17 protein-coding genes are annotated in these 17,735 nt (G+C 68.1%); 9 read left to right on the top strand and 8 right to left on the bottom strand.

Annotated features, from left to right (window positions below; translation table 11 throughout):
- Positions 1–129: 129 nt before the first annotated feature.
- The 4 genes from ABTZ91_RS05990 to ABTZ91_RS05975 form a co-directional block, all read right to left on the bottom strand.
- Positions 130–657, bottom strand: coding sequence for a hypothetical protein (locus ABTZ91_RS05990; RefSeq protein WP_352075902.1), 528 nt, complete (start codon positions 655–657; stop codon positions 130–132).
- A 230-nt stretch (positions 658–887) separates the two neighbouring features.
- Positions 888–1,886, bottom strand: coding sequence for a phosphotransferase family protein (locus tag ABTZ91_RS05985; protein ID WP_352075901.1), 999 nt, complete (start codon positions 1,884–1,886; stop codon positions 888–890).
- 31 nt (positions 1,887–1,917) lie between these two features.
- Positions 1,918–2,913: an ROK family protein gene (locus tag ABTZ91_RS05980; protein WP_352075900.1), complete on the bottom strand. Its 996-nt coding sequence runs from the start codon at positions 2,911–2,913 to the stop codon at positions 1,918–1,920.
- Complete coding sequence (locus tag ABTZ91_RS05975) at positions 2,910–4,238, bottom strand: alcohol dehydrogenase catalytic domain-containing protein (protein WP_352075899.1); 1,329 nt, start codon at positions 4,236–4,238, stop codon at positions 2,910–2,912. Before ABTZ91_RS05975 ends, ABTZ91_RS05980 begins: the two co-directional genes overlap by 4 nt.
- Before the next feature lie 296 nt (positions 4,239–4,534).
- Between ABTZ91_RS05975 and ABTZ91_RS05970 the strand changes: the two genes are divergently transcribed.
- Positions 4,535–4,864, top strand: coding sequence for a hypothetical protein (locus tag ABTZ91_RS05970; RefSeq protein ID WP_352075898.1), 330 nt, complete (start codon positions 4,535–4,537; stop codon positions 4,862–4,864).
- A 347-nt stretch (positions 4,865–5,211) separates the two neighbouring features.
- The gene (locus ABTZ91_RS05965; protein ID WP_352075897.1) at positions 5,212–5,961 is read left to right on the top strand and encodes a DUF6928 family protein; all 750 of its coding nucleotides are present in this window, start codon (positions 5,212–5,214) and stop codon (positions 5,959–5,961) included.
- A 541-nt stretch (positions 5,962–6,502) separates the two neighbouring features.
- Here the strand turns inward: ABTZ91_RS05965 and ABTZ91_RS05960 are convergent.
- Together ABTZ91_RS05960 and ABTZ91_RS05955 are read right to left on the bottom strand one after the other, a co-directional pair.
- Complete coding sequence (locus ABTZ91_RS05960; RefSeq protein WP_352075896.1) at positions 6,503–6,709, bottom strand: DUF6009 family protein; 207 nt, start codon at positions 6,707–6,709, stop codon at positions 6,503–6,505.
- Between the two features lie 1,239 nt (positions 6,710–7,948).
- Positions 7,949–8,773 (bottom strand): DUF6602 domain-containing protein, encoded by an 825-nt coding sequence (locus ABTZ91_RS05955; RefSeq protein ID WP_352075895.1) that lies wholly within the window; start codon positions 8,771–8,773, stop codon positions 7,949–7,951.
- A 283-nt stretch (positions 8,774–9,056) separates the two neighbouring features.
- On the opposite strand from ABTZ91_RS05955, the gene ABTZ91_RS05950 reads away from it, so the two are divergent.
- Positions 9,057–9,185 (top strand): hypothetical protein, encoded by a 129-nt coding sequence (locus ABTZ91_RS05950; RefSeq protein WP_352075894.1) that lies wholly within the window; start codon positions 9,057–9,059, stop codon positions 9,183–9,185.
- A 128-nt stretch (positions 9,186–9,313) separates the two neighbouring features.
- Here ABTZ91_RS05950 and ABTZ91_RS05945 read toward each other — a convergent pair whose 3' ends face one another.
- Entirely contained in the window at positions 9,314–10,564 is a 1,251-nt protein-coding gene (locus tag ABTZ91_RS05945; RefSeq protein WP_352075893.1) for a hypothetical protein, read from the bottom strand.
- Positions 10,565–10,866: 302 nt separating this feature from the next.
- On the opposite strand from ABTZ91_RS05945, the gene ABTZ91_RS05940 reads away from it, so the two are divergent.
- A complete protein-coding gene (locus ABTZ91_RS05940; protein WP_352075892.1) occupies positions 10,867–11,643 on the top strand; it encodes an NUDIX domain-containing protein in 777 nt (258 codons plus the stop codon).
- Here the strand turns inward: ABTZ91_RS05940 and ABTZ91_RS05935 are convergent.
- The gene (locus tag ABTZ91_RS05935; RefSeq protein ID WP_352075891.1) at positions 11,627–12,763 is read right to left on the bottom strand and encodes an XRE family transcriptional regulator; all 1,137 of its coding nucleotides are present in this window, start codon (positions 12,761–12,763) and stop codon (positions 11,627–11,629) included. The two genes, ABTZ91_RS05940 and ABTZ91_RS05935, sit on opposite strands and share 17 nt — an antisense overlap.
- 617 nt (positions 12,764–13,380) lie before the next feature.
- On the opposite strand from ABTZ91_RS05935, the gene ABTZ91_RS05930 reads away from it, so the two are divergent.
- The 5 genes from ABTZ91_RS05930 to ABTZ91_RS05910 all read left to right on the top strand — a co-directional run bounded on the left by ABTZ91_RS05930 (position 13,381) and on the right by ABTZ91_RS05910 (position 17,637).
- Positions 13,381–13,641, top strand: coding sequence for a hypothetical protein (locus ABTZ91_RS05930; RefSeq protein WP_352075890.1), 261 nt, complete (start codon positions 13,381–13,383; stop codon positions 13,639–13,641).
- Positions 13,638–13,826 carry a hypothetical protein gene (locus tag ABTZ91_RS05925; protein WP_352075889.1) on the top strand — a complete coding sequence of 63 codons (189 nt, stop codon included), beginning with the start codon at positions 13,638–13,640 and terminating at the stop codon, positions 13,824–13,826. The genes ABTZ91_RS05930 and ABTZ91_RS05925 overlap by 4 nt, the downstream gene beginning before the upstream one ends.
- A complete protein-coding gene (locus tag ABTZ91_RS05920; protein WP_352075888.1) occupies positions 13,823–14,059 on the top strand; it encodes a hypothetical protein in 237 nt (78 codons plus the stop codon). The genes ABTZ91_RS05925 and ABTZ91_RS05920 overlap by 4 nt, the downstream gene beginning before the upstream one ends.
- The gene (locus ABTZ91_RS05915; protein WP_352075887.1) at positions 14,056–15,252 is read left to right on the top strand and encodes a hypothetical protein; all 1,197 of its coding nucleotides are present in this window, start codon (positions 14,056–14,058) and stop codon (positions 15,250–15,252) included. Before ABTZ91_RS05920 ends, ABTZ91_RS05915 begins: the two co-directional genes overlap by 4 nt.
- 81 nt (positions 15,253–15,333) lie before the next feature.
- A complete protein-coding gene (locus tag ABTZ91_RS05910; protein WP_352075886.1) occupies positions 15,334–17,637 on the top strand; it encodes an FtsK/SpoIIIE domain-containing protein in 2,304 nt (767 codons plus the stop codon).
- Positions 17,638–17,735: the final 98 nt, after the last annotated feature.

Genomic DNA, 17,735 nt, shown 5'->3' with positions numbered 1-17,735 from the left:
GGGAATGCGCCCGGGGAAATGCGGTCCGGGAATGCGGCCGGGGAGTGTGGCCGGGGAATGCGGCCAGGAAGACACGGCCGGGCATACGGGACGGGAATGCGGGCCGGGCTGCGGTGAAGGGGGTGGAATTCACACGTCCAGTACGAAGGTGAACGAGGCGTCCCAGCCCTCGGGGGTCTCCCGCACGTCCATCAGGCATTCTGGCCGGAAATACTTGTCGAGGTGGTTACGGCGTTCTCCCGGGAAATACAGCATCGTGGTCAGTACGGTGCCTCCGGGCGGCTGCACCTTCACGTGCACGTGCCGCGTCCGGCCCGGGTACACGGCCGGCAGGACGGTCTCGAGCCGCCACTGCCCGTCGGCGTCCGCGAACTGGTGGCCGCGCAGCCGGAAGCCGTCGTCGTCGTAGACGCCCTCGGGTCCGACCTGCCAGAAGTCGAGCAGGGTGCCGCCGACGGGCTTGCCCTCAAGGGTGCGCACCGCGCCGTGGAGCAGCATCGGGACACCCCCGTCCACATCGTCCCGGAAGCTCGTGCGCAAAGGGGTGTCTGGCTTGTAGTACGGTCCCTCGCGCAAGGCGGGCGTGGGCGGAGTCCCGTTGCAGCGAACCGTCGGAGTGATCGTCTTCAGGACATCTTCCGGACTTCCGTTCGGCACGGCGGAATTCTCCCTCGATAAAGGATCGTCCTTCGTTTCGACCAAGGAAGACTAACCCGGCCGTCTGGTACTGAGAAGAAGGCGATGCATCGTTTCTTCGCCATTGATGCCGCATATATGGCCAGGCTTTGATGATCCCTTTGTGTGGAGGTCGACTCCTGTGAAAAAGGAGGTGAGCGGGTCGGATGGGAGAAGGGGACGAGGAGCGGGCGCCGCCCGCCCGGCAGCGGTCAGGGCCGGCCGTCGGCGGCCCGGCGCAGCACGGTGAGGGTGCGGGCGAAGTAGGCCGGGTCGGGCGGTGCGGTGAGGATGTCCGCGAGCGCGAAGAGGTCCAGCGTCCGGCTGATCCGCAGCCAGTCAGCGGGCAGTCGGCCGCTCCCGGCCCGGAAGCCCTCGACGAAGCCCGTGGTGAAGTCGGGCGGGTACTCGTGGGCGAAGCGCAGCATGTTCCCGACGTCGAAGAGCGGTGAGCCGCTGAAGGCGAGCTCCCAGTCGAGCACGGCTGCCACCTCCCACCGCCCCGCGCGCCGTTCGACCAGGAGGTTCTTCGGGTTGAAGTCGCAGTGGACCAGGCTGCGTTCCCCCGCCACGGCGGCCAGCGCCGGAGCCCCTCGACGGGCCAGGGTCCTGAGCAACTCCTTGTCCGTGTCGCTCAGCGGGCCGTCGGCCGTGGCGGCAAGACAGCGGTCGACGAAGCCGGGCAGGTCGCCCAGCGGAGGCGTACCGTCCGCGGCCGGAACCAGGGACGGGTCGGCGAAGGCGCCCGGGCGGGGCAGCCTGACCCTGCCGATCCGCGCCAGCACCGAGCCGACGGCCCGGCCAAGGTCCCGGGCCTCGCCGCTCGCCGGGCCCTCGGCGAGTACCCGGCCGAGCGGGATCCCGTCCATGAACCGGTAGAGGAGGGTCGGGCGGCCGGTGACCCGGCCGTGCGGATCGGCCGCGACCACCGGGGTCACCGGGACGGTGCGGGCCGCCGCCCGGCCGAGGACGGCGACCTCCACGGCGCAGGGATTGCGCGGCACCCGGCCGCTGTGGGGCCGGTAGCGGCGCAGGACGTAGCGCTCCACGCCCGGCGCGCCGGCCGGACGGGCGGTGAGCAGGGCCATGTCATTGGTGAACCCGCCGGGCAGCGGGTCCACCTCGTACAGGCGGGCCCCGGGCAGGGCGTGCCGGACCAGCCAGGCGTGCGTGGCCGGATCGAGGAGGCCCCCCGGGGCGGCGCGCGTCATACCGGCCAGCCTGCCCGGCCCGGGGCCCGCCTCATGCGTGCCTTCCCTCCGACGGCCCAGCACCGGAACGCGGTCGCCGCCGCCCGGCAACGGCGGCGGCCGCGGCGCCGGTGGAGGCGGCGCCTGCGGCTGCCTCGGCCGCGTCGGCCGCCAGGACCAGGCCGCCGGCCGGTCCGGCGAGCCGGCCGAGCCGGGCCGGGACCACGAAGTCCTCGGCCGCGTGCTCGGGCAGCCCGGGATAGCCGGCGAGGGCGGCGGACAACTCGGCGCGCAGCAGCGGGAAGAGGCCGGGCAGCTCCGCGACGCCGCCGCCGATCACGATCCGCTGGGGCGCGGTCGTGTAGACGATGTTGCGCAGCCCCGCGGCCAGGTAGGCCGCTTCCAGCCGGAGCGCCTCCCGCAGCGCGCCCCCGGTCAGTTGCTCGGCCGGGGTGCCCCAGCGGGAGGCCATGGCCTCGCCGCCCGCCAGCCCCTCCCAGCAGTCGCCGTGGAAGGGACAGGCCCCGGGGAAGGCGTCACCGGCGATCCGAGGCACGGCGAGGTGCCCCATCTCGGTGTGGACCAGGCCGCTGACCACCTTGCCGCCAACCACCGCACCGCCGCCGATGCCGGTGCCGACGGTCAGGTAGACGTACGTGCCCAGGCCGCGAGCCGCACCCCAGCGGCCCTCGCCGAGGGCCGCGCCGTTGACGTCCGTGTCGATGCCCACCGGCACGCCGAGCGCGGCGGCGACGGGGCCGGCGACGTCCACCCCGGACCAGCCGGGCTTGGGGGTGGCCGCGAGGTGGCCGAACCGGGCGTGTCCCGGACGGAGTTCGAGGGGGCCGAAGGAGGCGATCCCGACCGCGTCCAGCGGTCCGGACGCCGCGGCCCGCTCCTGGAAGAAGGCGATGGCCCGGGCCAGGGTGGGGGCCGGTTCGCCGGTCGGGAAGCGGATCTCGGCCTCGATCCGGTCGGGGGCGGAGCCGACCAGGCAGACGAACTTGGTCCCGCCGGACTCGATCGCCCCGAACCGCGGCGCGCTCACGCGCCCACCGGCCAGCCGTCGGCGCCGACGGGGCCGGAGTGCGAGCGGATGACCACCTTGAGCGCGTCGTAACGGGGAGGCCGCCCGGGCGCGCGGTCGCCGCGGACCGGAGCGTCGGCGTGGGCCGGGTGGGCCGCGTCGGTCCGGCCGACGGCGCCGGGTCGGGGGTCCGCCTCGGTCCGGCCGTCCGCGTCGGTCCGGCCGGCCTTGTCGCCCTGGATGAGCCCGCCGAGGGCCGCGAAGGCGTCCTCGTACCGTTCGAGCGGGAACTCGTGCGTCACCAGCCGCTCCAGGAAGGGCACGCCGCCGGACGGGGACCTCGCACCGGTCCGGGACCCGGGCGCCGGACCGGTGCGGGGCTCGGGGCCGGCGGGACCGGTCGGGCCGGTGCGGGGCTCCCGGCCGGTCGGGCAGGTCCGGGCGCAGAGTTCGGCGGCCAGGTCGACGGCGACCGGGAAGGTGTCGGCCCGGTAGTCACCGGCACCGATCAGCCGGATGCCGCGGTTGGTGAGCCGGAGCGGGTGCACCGGCACGGCGTAGCTGTCGTCGAAGCCCATCACCACGATCCGGCCGCCGTCGTCGACCAGCCGCAGCGCCGCGTCGAGGCCGACCCCGGTGGTGTCGAAGACGAGGGAGGGGCGCTCGCCGTCCGCCGCCTTGAGCACCGCTTCGGCCGGGTCCGTACCGGCCACGTCCACGACGTGCGCGAACTGTTCGCGGGCCAGTTCGAGCCGGTAGCCGTCGGGTTCGGCGAGGGTGACCCGGCGCGCCTGGCGGGCGGCGACCAGCGCGGTCAGCATCCCGATCGGCCCGGCGCCGAGCACCACGACGGTGTCGTCGAAGGAGACGGCCGCCGCCTCGACGTTGTTGAGGACGCAGGCGAGCGGTTCGATCAGGACGGCGCCACGGAAGGACAGCCCGTCGGGAAGCCGTACGACGAATCGTTCCGGCAGGGTCACGCTCTCCGCGTACGTACCGTCGCGGTCGACGCCGACCTCGGTCCCGGCCTTGTGCCGGCAGAAGTTGGTCGCTCCCCGCCGGCAAGGCACGCACCAGCCGCAGTACAGCGTGGGGTTGACCACGACCCGGTCGCCGACGGCCACCGAACGCACCTGTGGCCCCGTCTCCCGGACCACACCCACCGACTCGTGCCCGAGCACCACGCCCGGCCGAGCGGGGAACCGCCCGAGCAGGATCTTGCGGTCCGTACCGCAGACCCCTGTACCGACGACCTCGACGACGACGTCATCACCGTTCAAGAGCTGTGCGGCGGGCCGGTCCTGCAGTGCGACGGAGCCGGGACCCAGATAGACGAGAGCGCGCACGAAACCTCCCCCATCGGTGTTGGGAAGGCGAAGTTAGCCCAGCCGGACACGACGGGACACAACACCTCTGAGCCACTTCGCACCCCCGGCCGCCGTGGCCGTGGCCGCGACACCTCGGGCCCGGCCGCAGGACGACTGGTCAGAGCGACGTCAACGACTCTTGCCCGACCGGGAGCCCGGGCGGACCGGGGCGGACCCGCGTCCGAAACTGGGCGGTGACGGGCCGCACCCGACCATTAGGTCAAAGACCGTTGCAGTACTGGTGAAGTGCCCAGCGCTTGCCGACACTTGGGGCCATGAGCGACGACGGATGGACTTACGAGGTCGACCAGAACGGCAACCGCTGGCGCTACCGGGTGAAGCCGGAGCGGATCCAAACAGTCGGGGTCACGTACGAAAGAGCGGTCGTCCTCGTCGAGGACGCCGACAAGCGGGGCATGACGCTGGTGGAGTACGCCGGCTGGGTCGGCAGGATGTCCTCTTCGGAACTGCACGTGTACCGCGACCGCGTCAGAGCGGGCATCGGCGGACCGGAACTGGAGGCCCTGTACGACGCCTGGCTGGACGCACGGGTAGTGGTGAGGGAGACCCAGATGCAGATCATGGGCTCGTGGAAGACGGTCTAGCGAGCGAGCACCTGGTGGGCGCAGGCGCCGCCATGATCGCGGCCAGCGTCTTCCGGGTCACCTGCTCGCCGACGGCCCCCGTCCTTCGGTCGCATCCGCCGTCGATGGTCCTACTCGCCGGAACGGCACCCACAACTCGTCCGCACCGCCACCCGCTCAATCAGATCGGTCACGCACACTTCAACGAACGATCGCGCCAAGGAACGACGTCTTAGAAGGCACTTGGTGGATGGGGGAGTGGGGTGCCTCTGACCTGTGCCGGCGTGCCCAGTCGCTGGCCGCTCCCGGAAACTGCGGACGCTCTCGGGACGGCGGGGCTGTCAGCGGTGCGGGCTAGCGTGCGTCTCATGGGAGCGAAGACGGCGCTACTGGCGTACGCGGACGGAGACATGGCCTCGGCTTTGCGGGAGGCCGGTGAGCCGGCGGCTGAGGCAACAGCGGCGCTGATCGCCCAGGTCTTCCCGGGCTGGGAGATGGAGTCGACGAAGGGCGAGGCCCTGGGGGAGGTGACGTACCCACCGGAGGGACTCACGTACGCGGCGAGCTTCCCGGGCGTGGACCTGGTCTGCGACCGGCGTCTGATGTTCGACCGCCCGTCGGAACTGCCGGCACACCTTCTGGAGGCCGCCGCGGGTCGTCGCGTGATCCTGCACGCGATGCACAGTGTCTCGGATTGGCTTGCCTTCGCAGTCTGGGAGGAGGGCCGCCTCCGCCGCTCGCTGAGCCTCTCGCCTGGCGGCGGCATCGTGGAGAACATCGGTGACCCGTTCCCCTTCGAGATGCCTTACTGGGCCGGTGACCGGCCCGTGGAGTCCGACCCGGAGTGGAGCGAGGAGCCGTACGCGCTGCCGTTCCACCCTCTGGAACTGGGCAACGAAGCCCTTCGAGCCTTCTTCGGCTTCCTCCTGGAAGGCCGACCTTTGCCCGGCGACGCCGACCCGGACGAGGTCCCGCTGCTCGGTTTCCACCTCACGGACCCGGATCCGTCCCGGCGAGCCAGGGAACGGGAAGCACTCGAAGAGGCGGCCCAACGGATGCAACGCAGGAGTTTCCATCTCGGCGCAGAGGGAAGCTGGAGCGAAGCCGTCGGCGGGTGACCGCGTTGCCCCGGCTTCATTCAGCCGGACAGATCAAGCCACCGGCGCTGCCCGTCCCGACCTCTCACCCTCGACCGAAAATCACCCTGACCAGCAAAAAGACCCTCCCGAAGGAGGGTCCCGGTAAAGCGCCCCCGGCAGGACTCGAACCTGCGGCCAAGTGCTTAGAAGAGACTTGGCCGCAGCAGCGCCCCTAGGCCGCTGACCAGCTACCTTCGATGTTCTCTGATGCGCTCTCTCGGAGCCTTCCCCGCGTATTCACCGGAGGGCCTGGTTCCGGGCTCTGCCAGAGCATGTTCCAGCTACTTTCTGAGATATCGCGACTCAAGCGACTCATCGCGTCTCAGCGCAGGTCAGAGGGGGTGCCCACGAGACGAGCATCGCGACTCATCGCGGCTCAGATCGCGACTCAGCCCGCAGGCGGAAGAGACCACCGCGCGCGGCGGTGGTCTCTTCTCCGCTGCACCATCAGCTGCCATCGTGGTCGGTCTGCCCCGGGTGCCCGCTCAGTCGGGCAGCGGGCCGCCCCAGGCGCGCTCGGTCAGCTCGCTCCAGACTCCCGGCGCGACCGTCCGCGGGTGACGGCCTCACTGGGCGCGGACGACTTGTACGTACCGTCGGGCTGCTCGGAGCGGTCGTAGTCCTTAACCCAGAACACCCGACGGACGAGCCTGCCGGCGTCTCCGCTCGGGGCCTCCGACTTGAGCACGGAGTAGCCCACCCGCCGGCCTGTCCCGTTCCATCCCACCGGCTTCCGTTGGGCCGTAGAAGCGAGTCATGGTCTGGCGAACATCACAACGGCTCTTGGGCGGCCCAGAGACGGCCCAGCGCCGGCGCGCACTACTCGCTGCGCTTCCAGTCGGGTCCAGGCGCCGAGAATCCCAGCCAAACAAAACTCTCTGAATGGAATCGACTGTTTACCTGTAAGAGCAGGCATGGCTAGCATAGTGTGATGACATCCCCTTCGGCAGAAATTTTCGGCCTGCCAGTAGCAACTTGGGCGTTGTTCGTGGCTTGCCTGAGCTTCGGGACAGCAGCCGTTTCACTTGGTTGGCAGGTCCTCAAGCACGTGCTTGACGGTGGTCGTGTTCGTGTTTACCTAAACACTGCAATCATGAATGGTCGGGACACGCTAGCGACGAATAGCACCGGAAAATGGGAACTGCATTACCCATTCGGGCACGGGCCTGGCAGGGGCAATATCGAATTGGCCCAGTTGGTGGTCGAGAATCCCGGTCGATCGAGCTTGACGATTCACGGTCCGGCGCTTGCCATCTATGGAACGAGAAAGCGGCGCTACTCTGTCTGTCCGAGGATGTTCGCCTTCGACGGGAATGGGTCGCACGCGGCTGTGACCGATACATTGGTGCGGCTAGAGCCTCACAGTAGGGTCACGTTTCTTCTCGACTACTGGAGTGTCGTGTCGCACGTCGGAGCGGACGTTCGAGGCAGGACGATAAGCCTTCGCGGCATTGTTCACGTTGCTGGCCGCAAGCGTCCGAGTAGGTCCCGCAGGCGTCTGGCTTGGCGCATACCGGTGGGGTCTTGGACGGCCCGGCGCGGGATATCTAAAATCGATCCGTATACGGTGATGTGGCGAGAACTGTATCGCGCGCACTGGAATCTCGATAAAGGTTCAACTGAGTCTCATGAGGTTTCATTCGGGGAATTGGAGCACGCGCTATTGCGAACAGCTCGAAGTCTGTATGAAATGCCGACCGTGGACATCTTGACAGATTCCTTGCGATCCGGACTGCGGGATGTAGCGGATGCTCGTTTCCCCGTGTCATTGCTGGCGTTCCAAATGCATGAGGCTCTGAAGGCTCACGAGGCACACCTAGCTGCCTGGTCTCCCACACCTCCATCCACTAGCACGCCTGTTACCTCCTGACTGCTGGATTTCCCCAGGCATTGTGGGGGTGGGAGCCGTCGCTGTAGGGCAAGGAATGGCATCCAGTAGACGCTCCCCTTCGCAGAGGGATATAGATCACTCCTGAGGAGGTGCTTCTTCCTCGGTCCAGACGTGTCGGGCGGTCCCGAGAGGGTGCTGACCCGCGTAGTCGGCCAGTCGAAACGGAGGCATCCAAGCAGTAGCAAAGTGTTGGTTTAGATGCAGGGTTAGAGGCAGCAATACATCTTCATCTTGCCAAGGCTCCAGGGCGAGCAATCCGGAGCGGTGTTCGGGACTCGGGTTAATGAGACCCGACTTCGGATCGGTCCACACGAAGTAGCCCTTTCCTAGAATCCAGATACTGTCTGGCCGCTCTTCTGGTTCAACGTTGGCGCACCACTCTGCAAAGTGATTTCCGAGAGTGATGAGGTCGATGCTGTCGAACGCGAAGATCATTCCAACTGTTGGCGTGTAGGGGTAGGTCTTACCATATGTTGTTCGCGTTCGCTGGTATCCAGGCGTCGGATAGTAAGCGGTCTTGGAGAGCGCCTTCACTTTCTGGATCTTCTGGCACGCATCACGTAGCTCAGCGCGGTTCAAGGTGGTCTTAACCTCTACGACTCCATAGACGCACTCATTCGGAAGGATCCGGTACCCCTGCAAGTCTGTAAGGGGCGGGGTACTGCGGTCGACGATGACGATGTCGCACTGCGGTGACGTCTCACCCGAAGCCGTGATGATCTCGCAGCTCTGGAGGACTTCGGTGTGCCCTGGCACTCGGCTGGCCAAGACCTTTTGAGCAAGGAGCTCACGGCTGGACCCAGTCTCTGCCCGATGCTGGAACTCCTTCGACTGTTCGAAGTCGGCGCGCATCCTCTTGGCTACGGAGTGCAGGACTCCGGCGAGTCGGTTCTCATCCATGGCGCGACTGTAGAGGCCGCGCCCGCGTGGCTGCTGACCATTCGGCAATGGAGGAAGCCTTGACGCTGGGGGCGAGCCGGACGCACTTTGCCTGACCATGGACAACGAGGGTTGTGCCGGCCAGCCCGCTGCCGATGGCGAGCCTGCCAACGAAGTCTGCCCCTCCGTCGCCAGATCGCCGAGTCAGCCACACTTCGCGGTGGCCCGATGCGCAGCGAGCCGATGCCCCAGTGCGTGGTGGCCACGGGAAGGCGTTTGCGTCGCTCCGACGAGCCTCACCGCCGTGCTCAAGGTCGTGATCACCGCCCCGCGAGCGCACCTGCCCCTACTTGTTGCGGAGGAAGCGGGACACCGCCTGAGCAGCCTGCTGGAAACCCTGTTGGCGCATGGAAACGAGCTCCTCTATCAATGACTGTTGGTGGATGCCGGTGGCCGTAGGCCACCCTCAGACGGACGCAGGGACGGCCCAGGGGATCTGGAACCCCAGCCAGTTCGCGCCTGGATGACTTCGCTGGGCCTCCAGTGACGCAACCTGAGTGCTCATCCGCGATGTGATCGACGTCCAGAACGGGGCCTCCGCCCGGCAATCCGCCACTGTGCGCTTCCCCGTCGCCGCTTGGTTACCGGAAGGGGCCAAGGGCGAACCGTTCCCTCAGGGTTGGATGCTTCCTCGAACGAAACACCGCCGCGAGACAGCTCCGCCTCTTCGAAAGTTACGCCACCCGCCTCAAAGGAAGCTTGGTCAAAAAGCACCATCCCACCGGATTGCTTCAAGTTATTCAGACTCAATTCCGCGCCCGCGAAGTGAACCCCCATGAAGCTCAATAGCCCTGACCTCAGTTTCGCCCCGTCAAAACCCACGTAACCGCCTCGGAAATTTGCCCCGACCCAGACAGGACCCCCAAAGCTAATAAAGGCGTCACGCAGCTCAGCCGAACTAAAGCTCACTGAACTGCCCGGCAAGAATTCTGATGCCCCAAATTCCAAGCTGCCGGATTTGAAATCAGCAAAGATGAACCGGAGACCCGCCCCGTCCTTGAAATGAGCACCAATAAAGTGCAGGTGGCCGCCATCGAAGATGGCCGGGTCGCTCTCACCGTCACCAAAATCAACTTCTACACTCTCGAAGCTGCATCCATCGAAATGAGTGGTGCCAGCAACAAACCGGCACCCCGAAAAGTCGACACGCGTGTTGACGAAATGAGAGCCAGCGAAGGAGCCACCGTCAAAAATTGCCCCGCTGAAGTCCAATTGATAACCGCACCACGTGTCCGGAGCGGCGGGATCCTGGAGATGTTCCGCAATTACCCCGATGATTGTATGCCTCACCTCGCGCTCGCCGGGTGGCGGATTATCCGGGTCGTACGACATTCGCAAGTAGCCGCACAGGAGGCGACAAATCGTTTCCCGCTGAGCACTATCCTCATCCGCCAACCTTGAAAGCGAGTAAACACCAGCCAGCCGGACAGCAGAACTTTCGTTTCCCAGCAACTCAGCCGCGCTTTGATATCTCGCCCCAAGGCTGTCGGCATCAGCTCTGAAACTGTTAGCTTCCTCGATCTTCTGCTTTCTGTAGGCATAGACGATAGCGAAAACTCCCGCCAGTAGCCCGGCGGCCGTGACAGTGCTCCTAGTTAGATCGAATAGCCTATTAGGCGGTAGTGATGCGGCACGGTCAGGCCAGAGACCGACGCTACCACCCGTCAGATGGGCCATTCCGGCAAAGATTAGCCATGCACAAACAGAGGAAACGACGAAGGCCGTTATCAAAGTGACAGGAAAATTGGGCATACGAGGCGTGTGACGCCCGGCGTCGCTTTTCCTCCTTCTGCTTTTGAGTTGTCTAAGAGTGACAAACGAAACAGTGGACTTCAGTAGCCGACGCATGGCGACCGATCCTAGCGGTCACAATCGCCCTGGGGGCAGGTACGACCAAGCTAGACGCGGGACGAGGTAAGTCACGAAGGAGAAAGAGCTCCAGCGAACCCCTGATGGGCATCTAGGGAAGCGAGCAGCACTTGTCTGAGTCACACACGCTCCTCCGCCGTTACGCTGTCGAGAACCAACCGACGATCCGGGAGTGTGCGCCGAGGATGGGACCCAAGACGCAGAGGGTCTACGAGACGATCCGAGCCTGGATCGAGTCGGGGCGCTACGGGCCCGGTGACAAGCTGCCGTCCGAGCGGACGCTGAGCGCAGAGCTTGAGATTGGCCGCACTGCGCTGCGTCAGGTGCTCGCTCGCTTGTCGAACGAGCACTTCATCAAGGCCCATGACCGAAGCTCCTACCGCGTACTCGGCGGCAACAGTGTTCCGACGCCGGCGGAGATGGAGCCGTGGAAGATCCACGGCTCTCGCCGCATCTACGAGAACCGGTGGGTGAACCTCGACCTGGTCGACGTCGAGCCTCCTGGCGTCGACCGGTTCGAGCACCACGTCGTCCGGCTCTTCCGCGTGGCGGTAACCGCCGTGATCGACGATCAAGACCGCGTGCTCATGCTGTGGCGGTACCGCTTCGTGCCGCAGCAGTGGGGATGGGAGTTGCCCGGCGGGATCGTGGACGCGGGCGAGGATGCCGCCGCCACGGCGGCCCGCGAGACCGAGGAAGAGACGGGTTGGCGTCCCGGCCCTGTCGAGCACGTCGTCAGTTACCAGCCGATGATCGGCATGGTCGACTCGCCACACGAGATCTTCGTGGCCCGTGGCGCCGAGAAGGTTGGTGAGCCGACCGACGCCGAGGAGGCCGGGGAGATCGCCTGGATCCCCCTAGACGACATCCCGCGCCTGATGTCCGAAGGCAAGCTCATGGGCTCCGGCACACTCGTGGCGCTGCTCCACATCCTCGCGTCCCGGTCTAGAGGCGCCCGGTAAGGAGCTCCACCCGCCGGCGGTACCGCACGGATCCCGTGCGGTTCGCCAGCAATCGGGCCTTCTGGAGGTGGGACCGAGCGTCGTCCAGCTCGCCGCGGGCGAGATGCGCCTGGGTGAGGTCGCAGTGGATGCCGGAGTTCGCGCGTACGAAGGTCTCGTCGACGCTGCGGAGCGACGCGTACAGCTCCTCCATCGCTGAGGCATCGCCAAGCTTGGCCAGGACGTTCCCCCGCCACCTCGACAGGTGGCCGGTGTTGAGGAAGATGCTCAGCATGTCGGCGTCGCGCACCTCGCCGTCGTCCGGGAGAAGTTGAGTCGCCCGGTCGAGTGCCGCCCTCGCAGCCGACTCCATTTCGGGGCCGCCGGCGGCGGCGCACAGCTCGGCCTCTGCTGCCGCGAGCCACGCCCGCAGTCGAGGCGACTGGCGCTCAGGGTGGGTGCGCTGCGCGTCTCGCACCAGCTCGACCGCAAGCTGAGGGCGACCGGCGTCCGCGAGGACGTACGCCTGCTCGCCCATGGCATGCGCTAGATACAGCGGGGACTCCGCATCCTGGGCGGCCCTCTTGGCTAGCTCGTACCTGCGCCACGCCCGATCCACGGCGCCAGCGTCCAGCGCCTGCCACGCGGCGAGGGTGGACGCCCCTGCGAGAGCAGTCGCGATGGGCTGACGCGTCCCCGGCAGTACGGCGAAGGTCAGCGCCTCCTCCATTGCCGCCAGGTGGCCGTTCATCTGGTCCACCAGACCAGTCGCACCCATCTGCCGGTCCATGGTTCGGAGGAGTTCGGTCTGGGCCAGGAACGACGGGACCATGGACTCACTTACGCTGCCCGCCGCATCGATCCGACTCAACAGGTCCGCATATCCGTCCACCTGCGCCTCAGGGGCCTCGGTCGCTCCTCGCAGTTCTGCGTCTGTAGCTCCGAGGAGCGGCCGGAGGATCGCGGCGTACCGGTCCGTGATGCTGCGTCGGCCGTTCTCCCACTCCGAAATGTAGGTCTTGAGGCTGGAAGCCGAGGCGATGTCGAGCAGCCTTTGCTCCGCGAACCGCCGCATCTCATAGACCAATCGGTCCTGCGACCACCCTCGCGCGGTCCTGACGTCCCTTAACCCCTGAGCCATGCCGCCTCCTGTAAAGCCCCAGGTGGGAGCTGGTCAACACCCCTGAGGTTAACCCCAGTTGGCTACCGAGACGCCCGACTCGGGCCGTTCTCTGGAGGGGCACACCGACACGCAACCCGAACCAAGGGGTTGCATCTGGTGCGCACCAGATGTCAATCTACTGGTGCGCACCAGATGGGCGGCAAGCGGCCCGACCGGTGTGTGCTGAAGGCGGGGACGCTGCAATCCCGCTGAAGGCCAGGGGACAGGGCTTGGGCCCGACTGGCGAGGTGGCCCGGTGACCGCGAGCAACGGCCGGAGGGTGGGGACGAGGTCCCCCTTGCAGTGCTCCATCCCTGTTGCTTGACGCCAAGGAGGTACCGATGTTCCGGCGAAGACTTCAGGCGCCGCCCCCGCTGGACCGGCGAAGCGGCCGCGCCAACCGAGTCATCTGACCGCCGCAGCGATGACTGCGGTCGGCTGCCTCCTCCGCCCGTCCGGCCCTCTTCATCGAGGTTCCGTACGGGCGGGGTGGTGGGGAGCCGGAGATTCCTGGTTCTGACGGCAAGAGGCCCCGGAGTTGCACCTCCGGGGCCTCGGTTCGGGCCGTCCCAACCCCGTGAAAGGAAAGACGACCCATGAACGTGATCGTTGCTGGTCAGAGGATCGTTACCGAGGCGGAGCTGGTCGAGGCCGCGCTCGGCTTCGACGTCGAGCTGCCGAAGTTCGACTCGGCGGCCGGCCAGGACGCGCTGCGGGACATCGTCGACGTCCTGGCGACCGAGGCCGAGGACGACGTCGACGCCGCGAACGTCGCCTACTACGGCGGCAAGCTCGGCGCCCGGGTCCTGACCTTCCCGCACCGCTCCGGCGCCCGGTTCGAGCGGGGTGCCGCGTGAGCCGCATCGTCTTCTGGCCGCTGATGGCCCTGTGCATCGCCGTCGAGATCTGGGGCCTGGTCATCGACAACCGGGACGTCCACTACCTCGGCGCCATCGCCGGGCTCGGCGTGATCGTCGTCAACCGCCTCCTGCTCCGCGCCGACCGCTACAAGGAGTTCGTCAAGGCGGGTGAGGAGTCGTGAGGACGCTCGCGCAGACGCTGCTGTTCGTGCTGACGGTGCTGGAGTTCGCGCTCGGCCTGGTGGCCGGCGCGGTCGCGCTCGCCAGCCTCATCACCGAGACGCTCGCCCGCGCCGCCACGGCGGCCGACGAGGCGTTCGCCCGCCGCTACCGGCTGGCCCGGGTCTCGCCGAAGCTCCGCTCCGAGATCGCCACCGTCCTGTCCGGCATCGCCACCCCGGGAGGCACCCGATGAGCTCGTACCGCGAGGACCGCCGCGCCGACCGGGCCGCCGAACGCGCCCAGGACCGCGAGGACCGCCGCCTTGAACTCGACGCCCGGCTGGACGCCGAGCGGCTGCGGGCGGAGGAGAAGCGCAAGGACGCCGACGCCAAGCGCCGCCAGGAGCAGGCCGACCGCAAGGCCAAGCTCGCCGAGAAGCAGGCGAAGAAGGCGGCCGCGGCCGCCAAGCGCGCGAAGCTGGTGCGCTGGCTGAAGGCGAACCCGGCCACGCTGTTCGTCGGCTTCGTGATGGTCGCCTCCATCGTTCCGGCCGTGCTCTCCCAGATCGGCGCACTGACCGGCGCGAGCGTCGCGGCCCCGATGGCCGGCCTTTTGGCCGCGATGCTGGAGGGCGGCGCCTGGGCCATCACGTTCATGGGCAAGCAGGCCGAGGACTCCGGCCGGGAACCGAGGAAGTACCGGATCGGCACCTGGGCCGTCGCCACGGTCGCGGCCGCGGTGAACTTCTGGCACGGCTGGGAGCAGTACAGCGAGCACCGGTGGGTGGCGCTCGTCCTCGGTGCCTCGTCGCTGTTCGCGATCTACATCTGGGACCTCAAGACCCACGGCTCCCACGGCAAGACGAAGGCGGAGAAGCAGGCCGAGAAGGACCGCGCCCGGCACGTGGCCGCGCGCCGCAAGCACCACCCGCAGATCGTCGAGGCGGCAGTGAAGCTCCAGTCCGCCCTGCCGTACGGCGCCCTCGACGACGAGGCCGCGTTCGCCGCCGCCTGGCGCATCCACACCGGCGCCGAGCCGGGCCTGTCCGCCGAGCTGTACGCGACCGCGACCAACGCGGTGCTGTCGCTCGGGTCCGCGTTCGAGCTCGCCGACAACGTCCGCGAGGAGCTGCTGGAGACCGGCTTCAAAGCCGCCCGCCTCAACCCCTTCCCGGAGCTGACCCAGAGCCCCGAAGCCCAAGCGGGAATTGGGTCGAACACTCCCGAAAAGTCCCCTGAGGTACCCCGCCAGACCGCCCCGCGCGGACGGTCCGAGGCGGAGCTGAAGGAACTCCTGCCGGACGCTCTCGCGGTCGCCGCCGAGCTGGTCGCCGAGGGCCGTCAGATCTCCGCATCGGCGCTCGCGAAGCGGCTGCAGATCCGCCGCGAGGACGCGGTCGTACTGCGCGACCTGGTCGTCGAACAGCGCCGCCTGCACGTCGCCTGACCAACCCCTGAACCGCGGGGCCCGGCCCTCGCCTGGCAGCACCGGCCGGGCCCCGCTACCTCACACGGAGGCAGAGACAGCATGACCGAGCACCTGCCCGAAGACACCACCGCCCCGGAACCCGACACGATCGCGACCGTCACCTTCCTGCACCCCGCCCGGCCGTCCGTCGACAACGACCAGCCGGACACGCCGACCGCCGCCCCGGTGGCGCCGCAGCAGCCGGTTGTCATCCCGCCGATCCCGGCCCAGGCGCCGGCCGTCGCCCCGGACGACCGCACCGTCGTGCTCGACATCGCCCGCGTCATCCTCGACAAGCAGGCCGCCCAGGCCGCCGAGCCGAAGGTAGTCGGCAAGGTTGACCTGGACGACTTCGACGACGCCCCGCTGATCCCGGCCTGGATGAAGACGCCGGAGGGCTGGGCAGCGTGGACGGGGGTGTTCTACCGGGCACGCCGGCGGGACTTCCGCCGATGGGTCCGCCGCCAGCGCACCGACAAGGGCCACATCCGCCAGTTCGGCCGCGGCGTGCGCCGCAGCCACGAGTGGGTCGTCGGCTTCGAAGGCGTCCGCGTCCAGTCCGCCGCCCACACTGCACACGTCCTGACCCGCGAGGCCCGAATCGCCGCCAGGTCGGCCCGGTTCACCCCGCGCATCCTCGGGGCGAAGAAGCAAATCGCGATGAAGGCGGCGGAGAAGGCGACGAAGGCCGCCGAGGAGGCCGTGCTCCTGCACAAGAAGGCGAAGAAGGACCGCAACCGGGCCCGCAACCTGCGGGCCGGTGTCGTCTATGGTCCGCCGCTCGCCGCGATCGGATCCGGCTACGCCTACGGCGGCAGTCTCGGGCTGGCGGCCGGGCTGCTGTCGACGTTCGCCGGCGGCGCGTTCATCGGCTGCCACCCGTACAACGAGGAGAACGACTGGACCACCGAGTGGCGCTCGCTCGGCGACGGCGACCGCATGACGGCGCCGATGCTCGACCAGTCGTTCCGCGCGGCGAAGGTCATCGGCAATGACGAGTCGCTGCGTGTGGTGCAGATGCCGATGCTCGACAACCGCGGCGCTTGGACAGCGATCCTCGACCTTCCGCCGGGGGTGCCGGCCAAGCGCGCGATCCGCGCGACCGACGAGCTGGCGGCCGCGTTCGGCGTCGAGGAGGCCCAGGTGTCCATCGCGAAGAAGGGCCGCTCCGGCCGCATCGAGCTCTACGTCTCCCGCGACCTGCCCTTCACCGACAAGGCCGCCCCCGGTCCGCTGCTCGCGCTGAATGAGGCGGCGAACTTCTGGGGCCCGATCAGCATCGGCCCGGACGTGCGCGGACTGCCGATCTCCATCTCGGTCGTCGAGCGGTCCGGCCTGATCGGCGGTGAGCCGGGCGCGGGCAAGTCGGCCTCAGGCAACACGATCCTGCTCGCGGCCGCGCTCGACCCGCGCGTCATCCTCGTCCTGGCCGACGGCAAGGGCGGCGGCGACCTGGAGCCGTTTGAGCACCTCTGCGAGTGCTTCGAGGGCGACGCCGACCCGGAGGCGTTCTACGAGCTGCTCAAGGAGCAGGTCGAGGACATGAAACGCCGCTACGCCCTGCTGAAGAAGCTCGGCAAGCGGAAGGTCACCGAGGAGCTCGCCAACAAGTACCCGGAGCTGCGGCAGAAGCTCATCTGGGTCGACGAGCTGATGTTCTACACGACCGACGAGGAGTACGGGAAGAAAATCACCAAGCTCCTGCGCAATCTCGTCTCGCGTGGCCGGGCGGCCGGGATCATCACCTTCTGCGCCACCCAGAAGCCCGGCTCTGACGTTGTCGACACCAGCCTCCGGGACCTGCTGTCCATCCGGTGGGCCCTGCGCTGCACCACCCCCGAGGCGTCCGACACGATCCTCGGGAAGGGCGCCGCCGCGAGCGGCTACTCGGCGAAGACGATCCAGTCGGAGATGCGGGGCGCCGGCCTGCTGTGGGCCGAGGGCACCAATCCCGTCATGGTCCGCGCCGACTACTACACCGACGAGCAGGTCAACGAGCTCCTGGACCGCGCCACTGAGTGGCGCCGCGAGGCCGGGACCCTGCCCAACGCGCCGATGTCGCTGGCCGACCAGCTCCGCGCCCAGGGCGACGACGACGCACAGATCCTCGCGTTCGTCCTGGACGTCTTCGCCGCCCACGGCACCGACGAGGAGCCCGCCGACTGGCTGCCCGGGCAGCTCCTGCTCGACCGGCTCAAGGCGGCCGGCCACCCGGTCACCGCCGAGAAGCTCGGCGCCCTGATCGTCCGCACCGACGAGGAGAAGGCCAAGCGCCCGTGGGGTGAGAAGGGTTCGCGCGTCACCGGCTACCCGCTTGCCCGCGTCGAGGCCGCCGCCACCGGCCGATTCGGGCTCACCGCCTGATCCCACCCGGACACGACCCGGACACCCGCCCGATATGACCCGGTCCACCCCCGGGCGGGGCGGGGTCCAACCCGGACGCCGAAGCCGCCGACCCGGAC

Origin of the sequence: Streptomyces sp. NPDC126499, assembly GCF_040302485.1 — a bacterium.
Taxonomy (GTDB): domain Bacteria; phylum Actinomycetota; class Actinomycetes; order Streptomycetales; family Streptomycetaceae; genus Streptomyces.
Note: the sequence above shows the minus strand (reverse complement) of the source record. Positions and strands in the feature narration are given on the sequence as shown.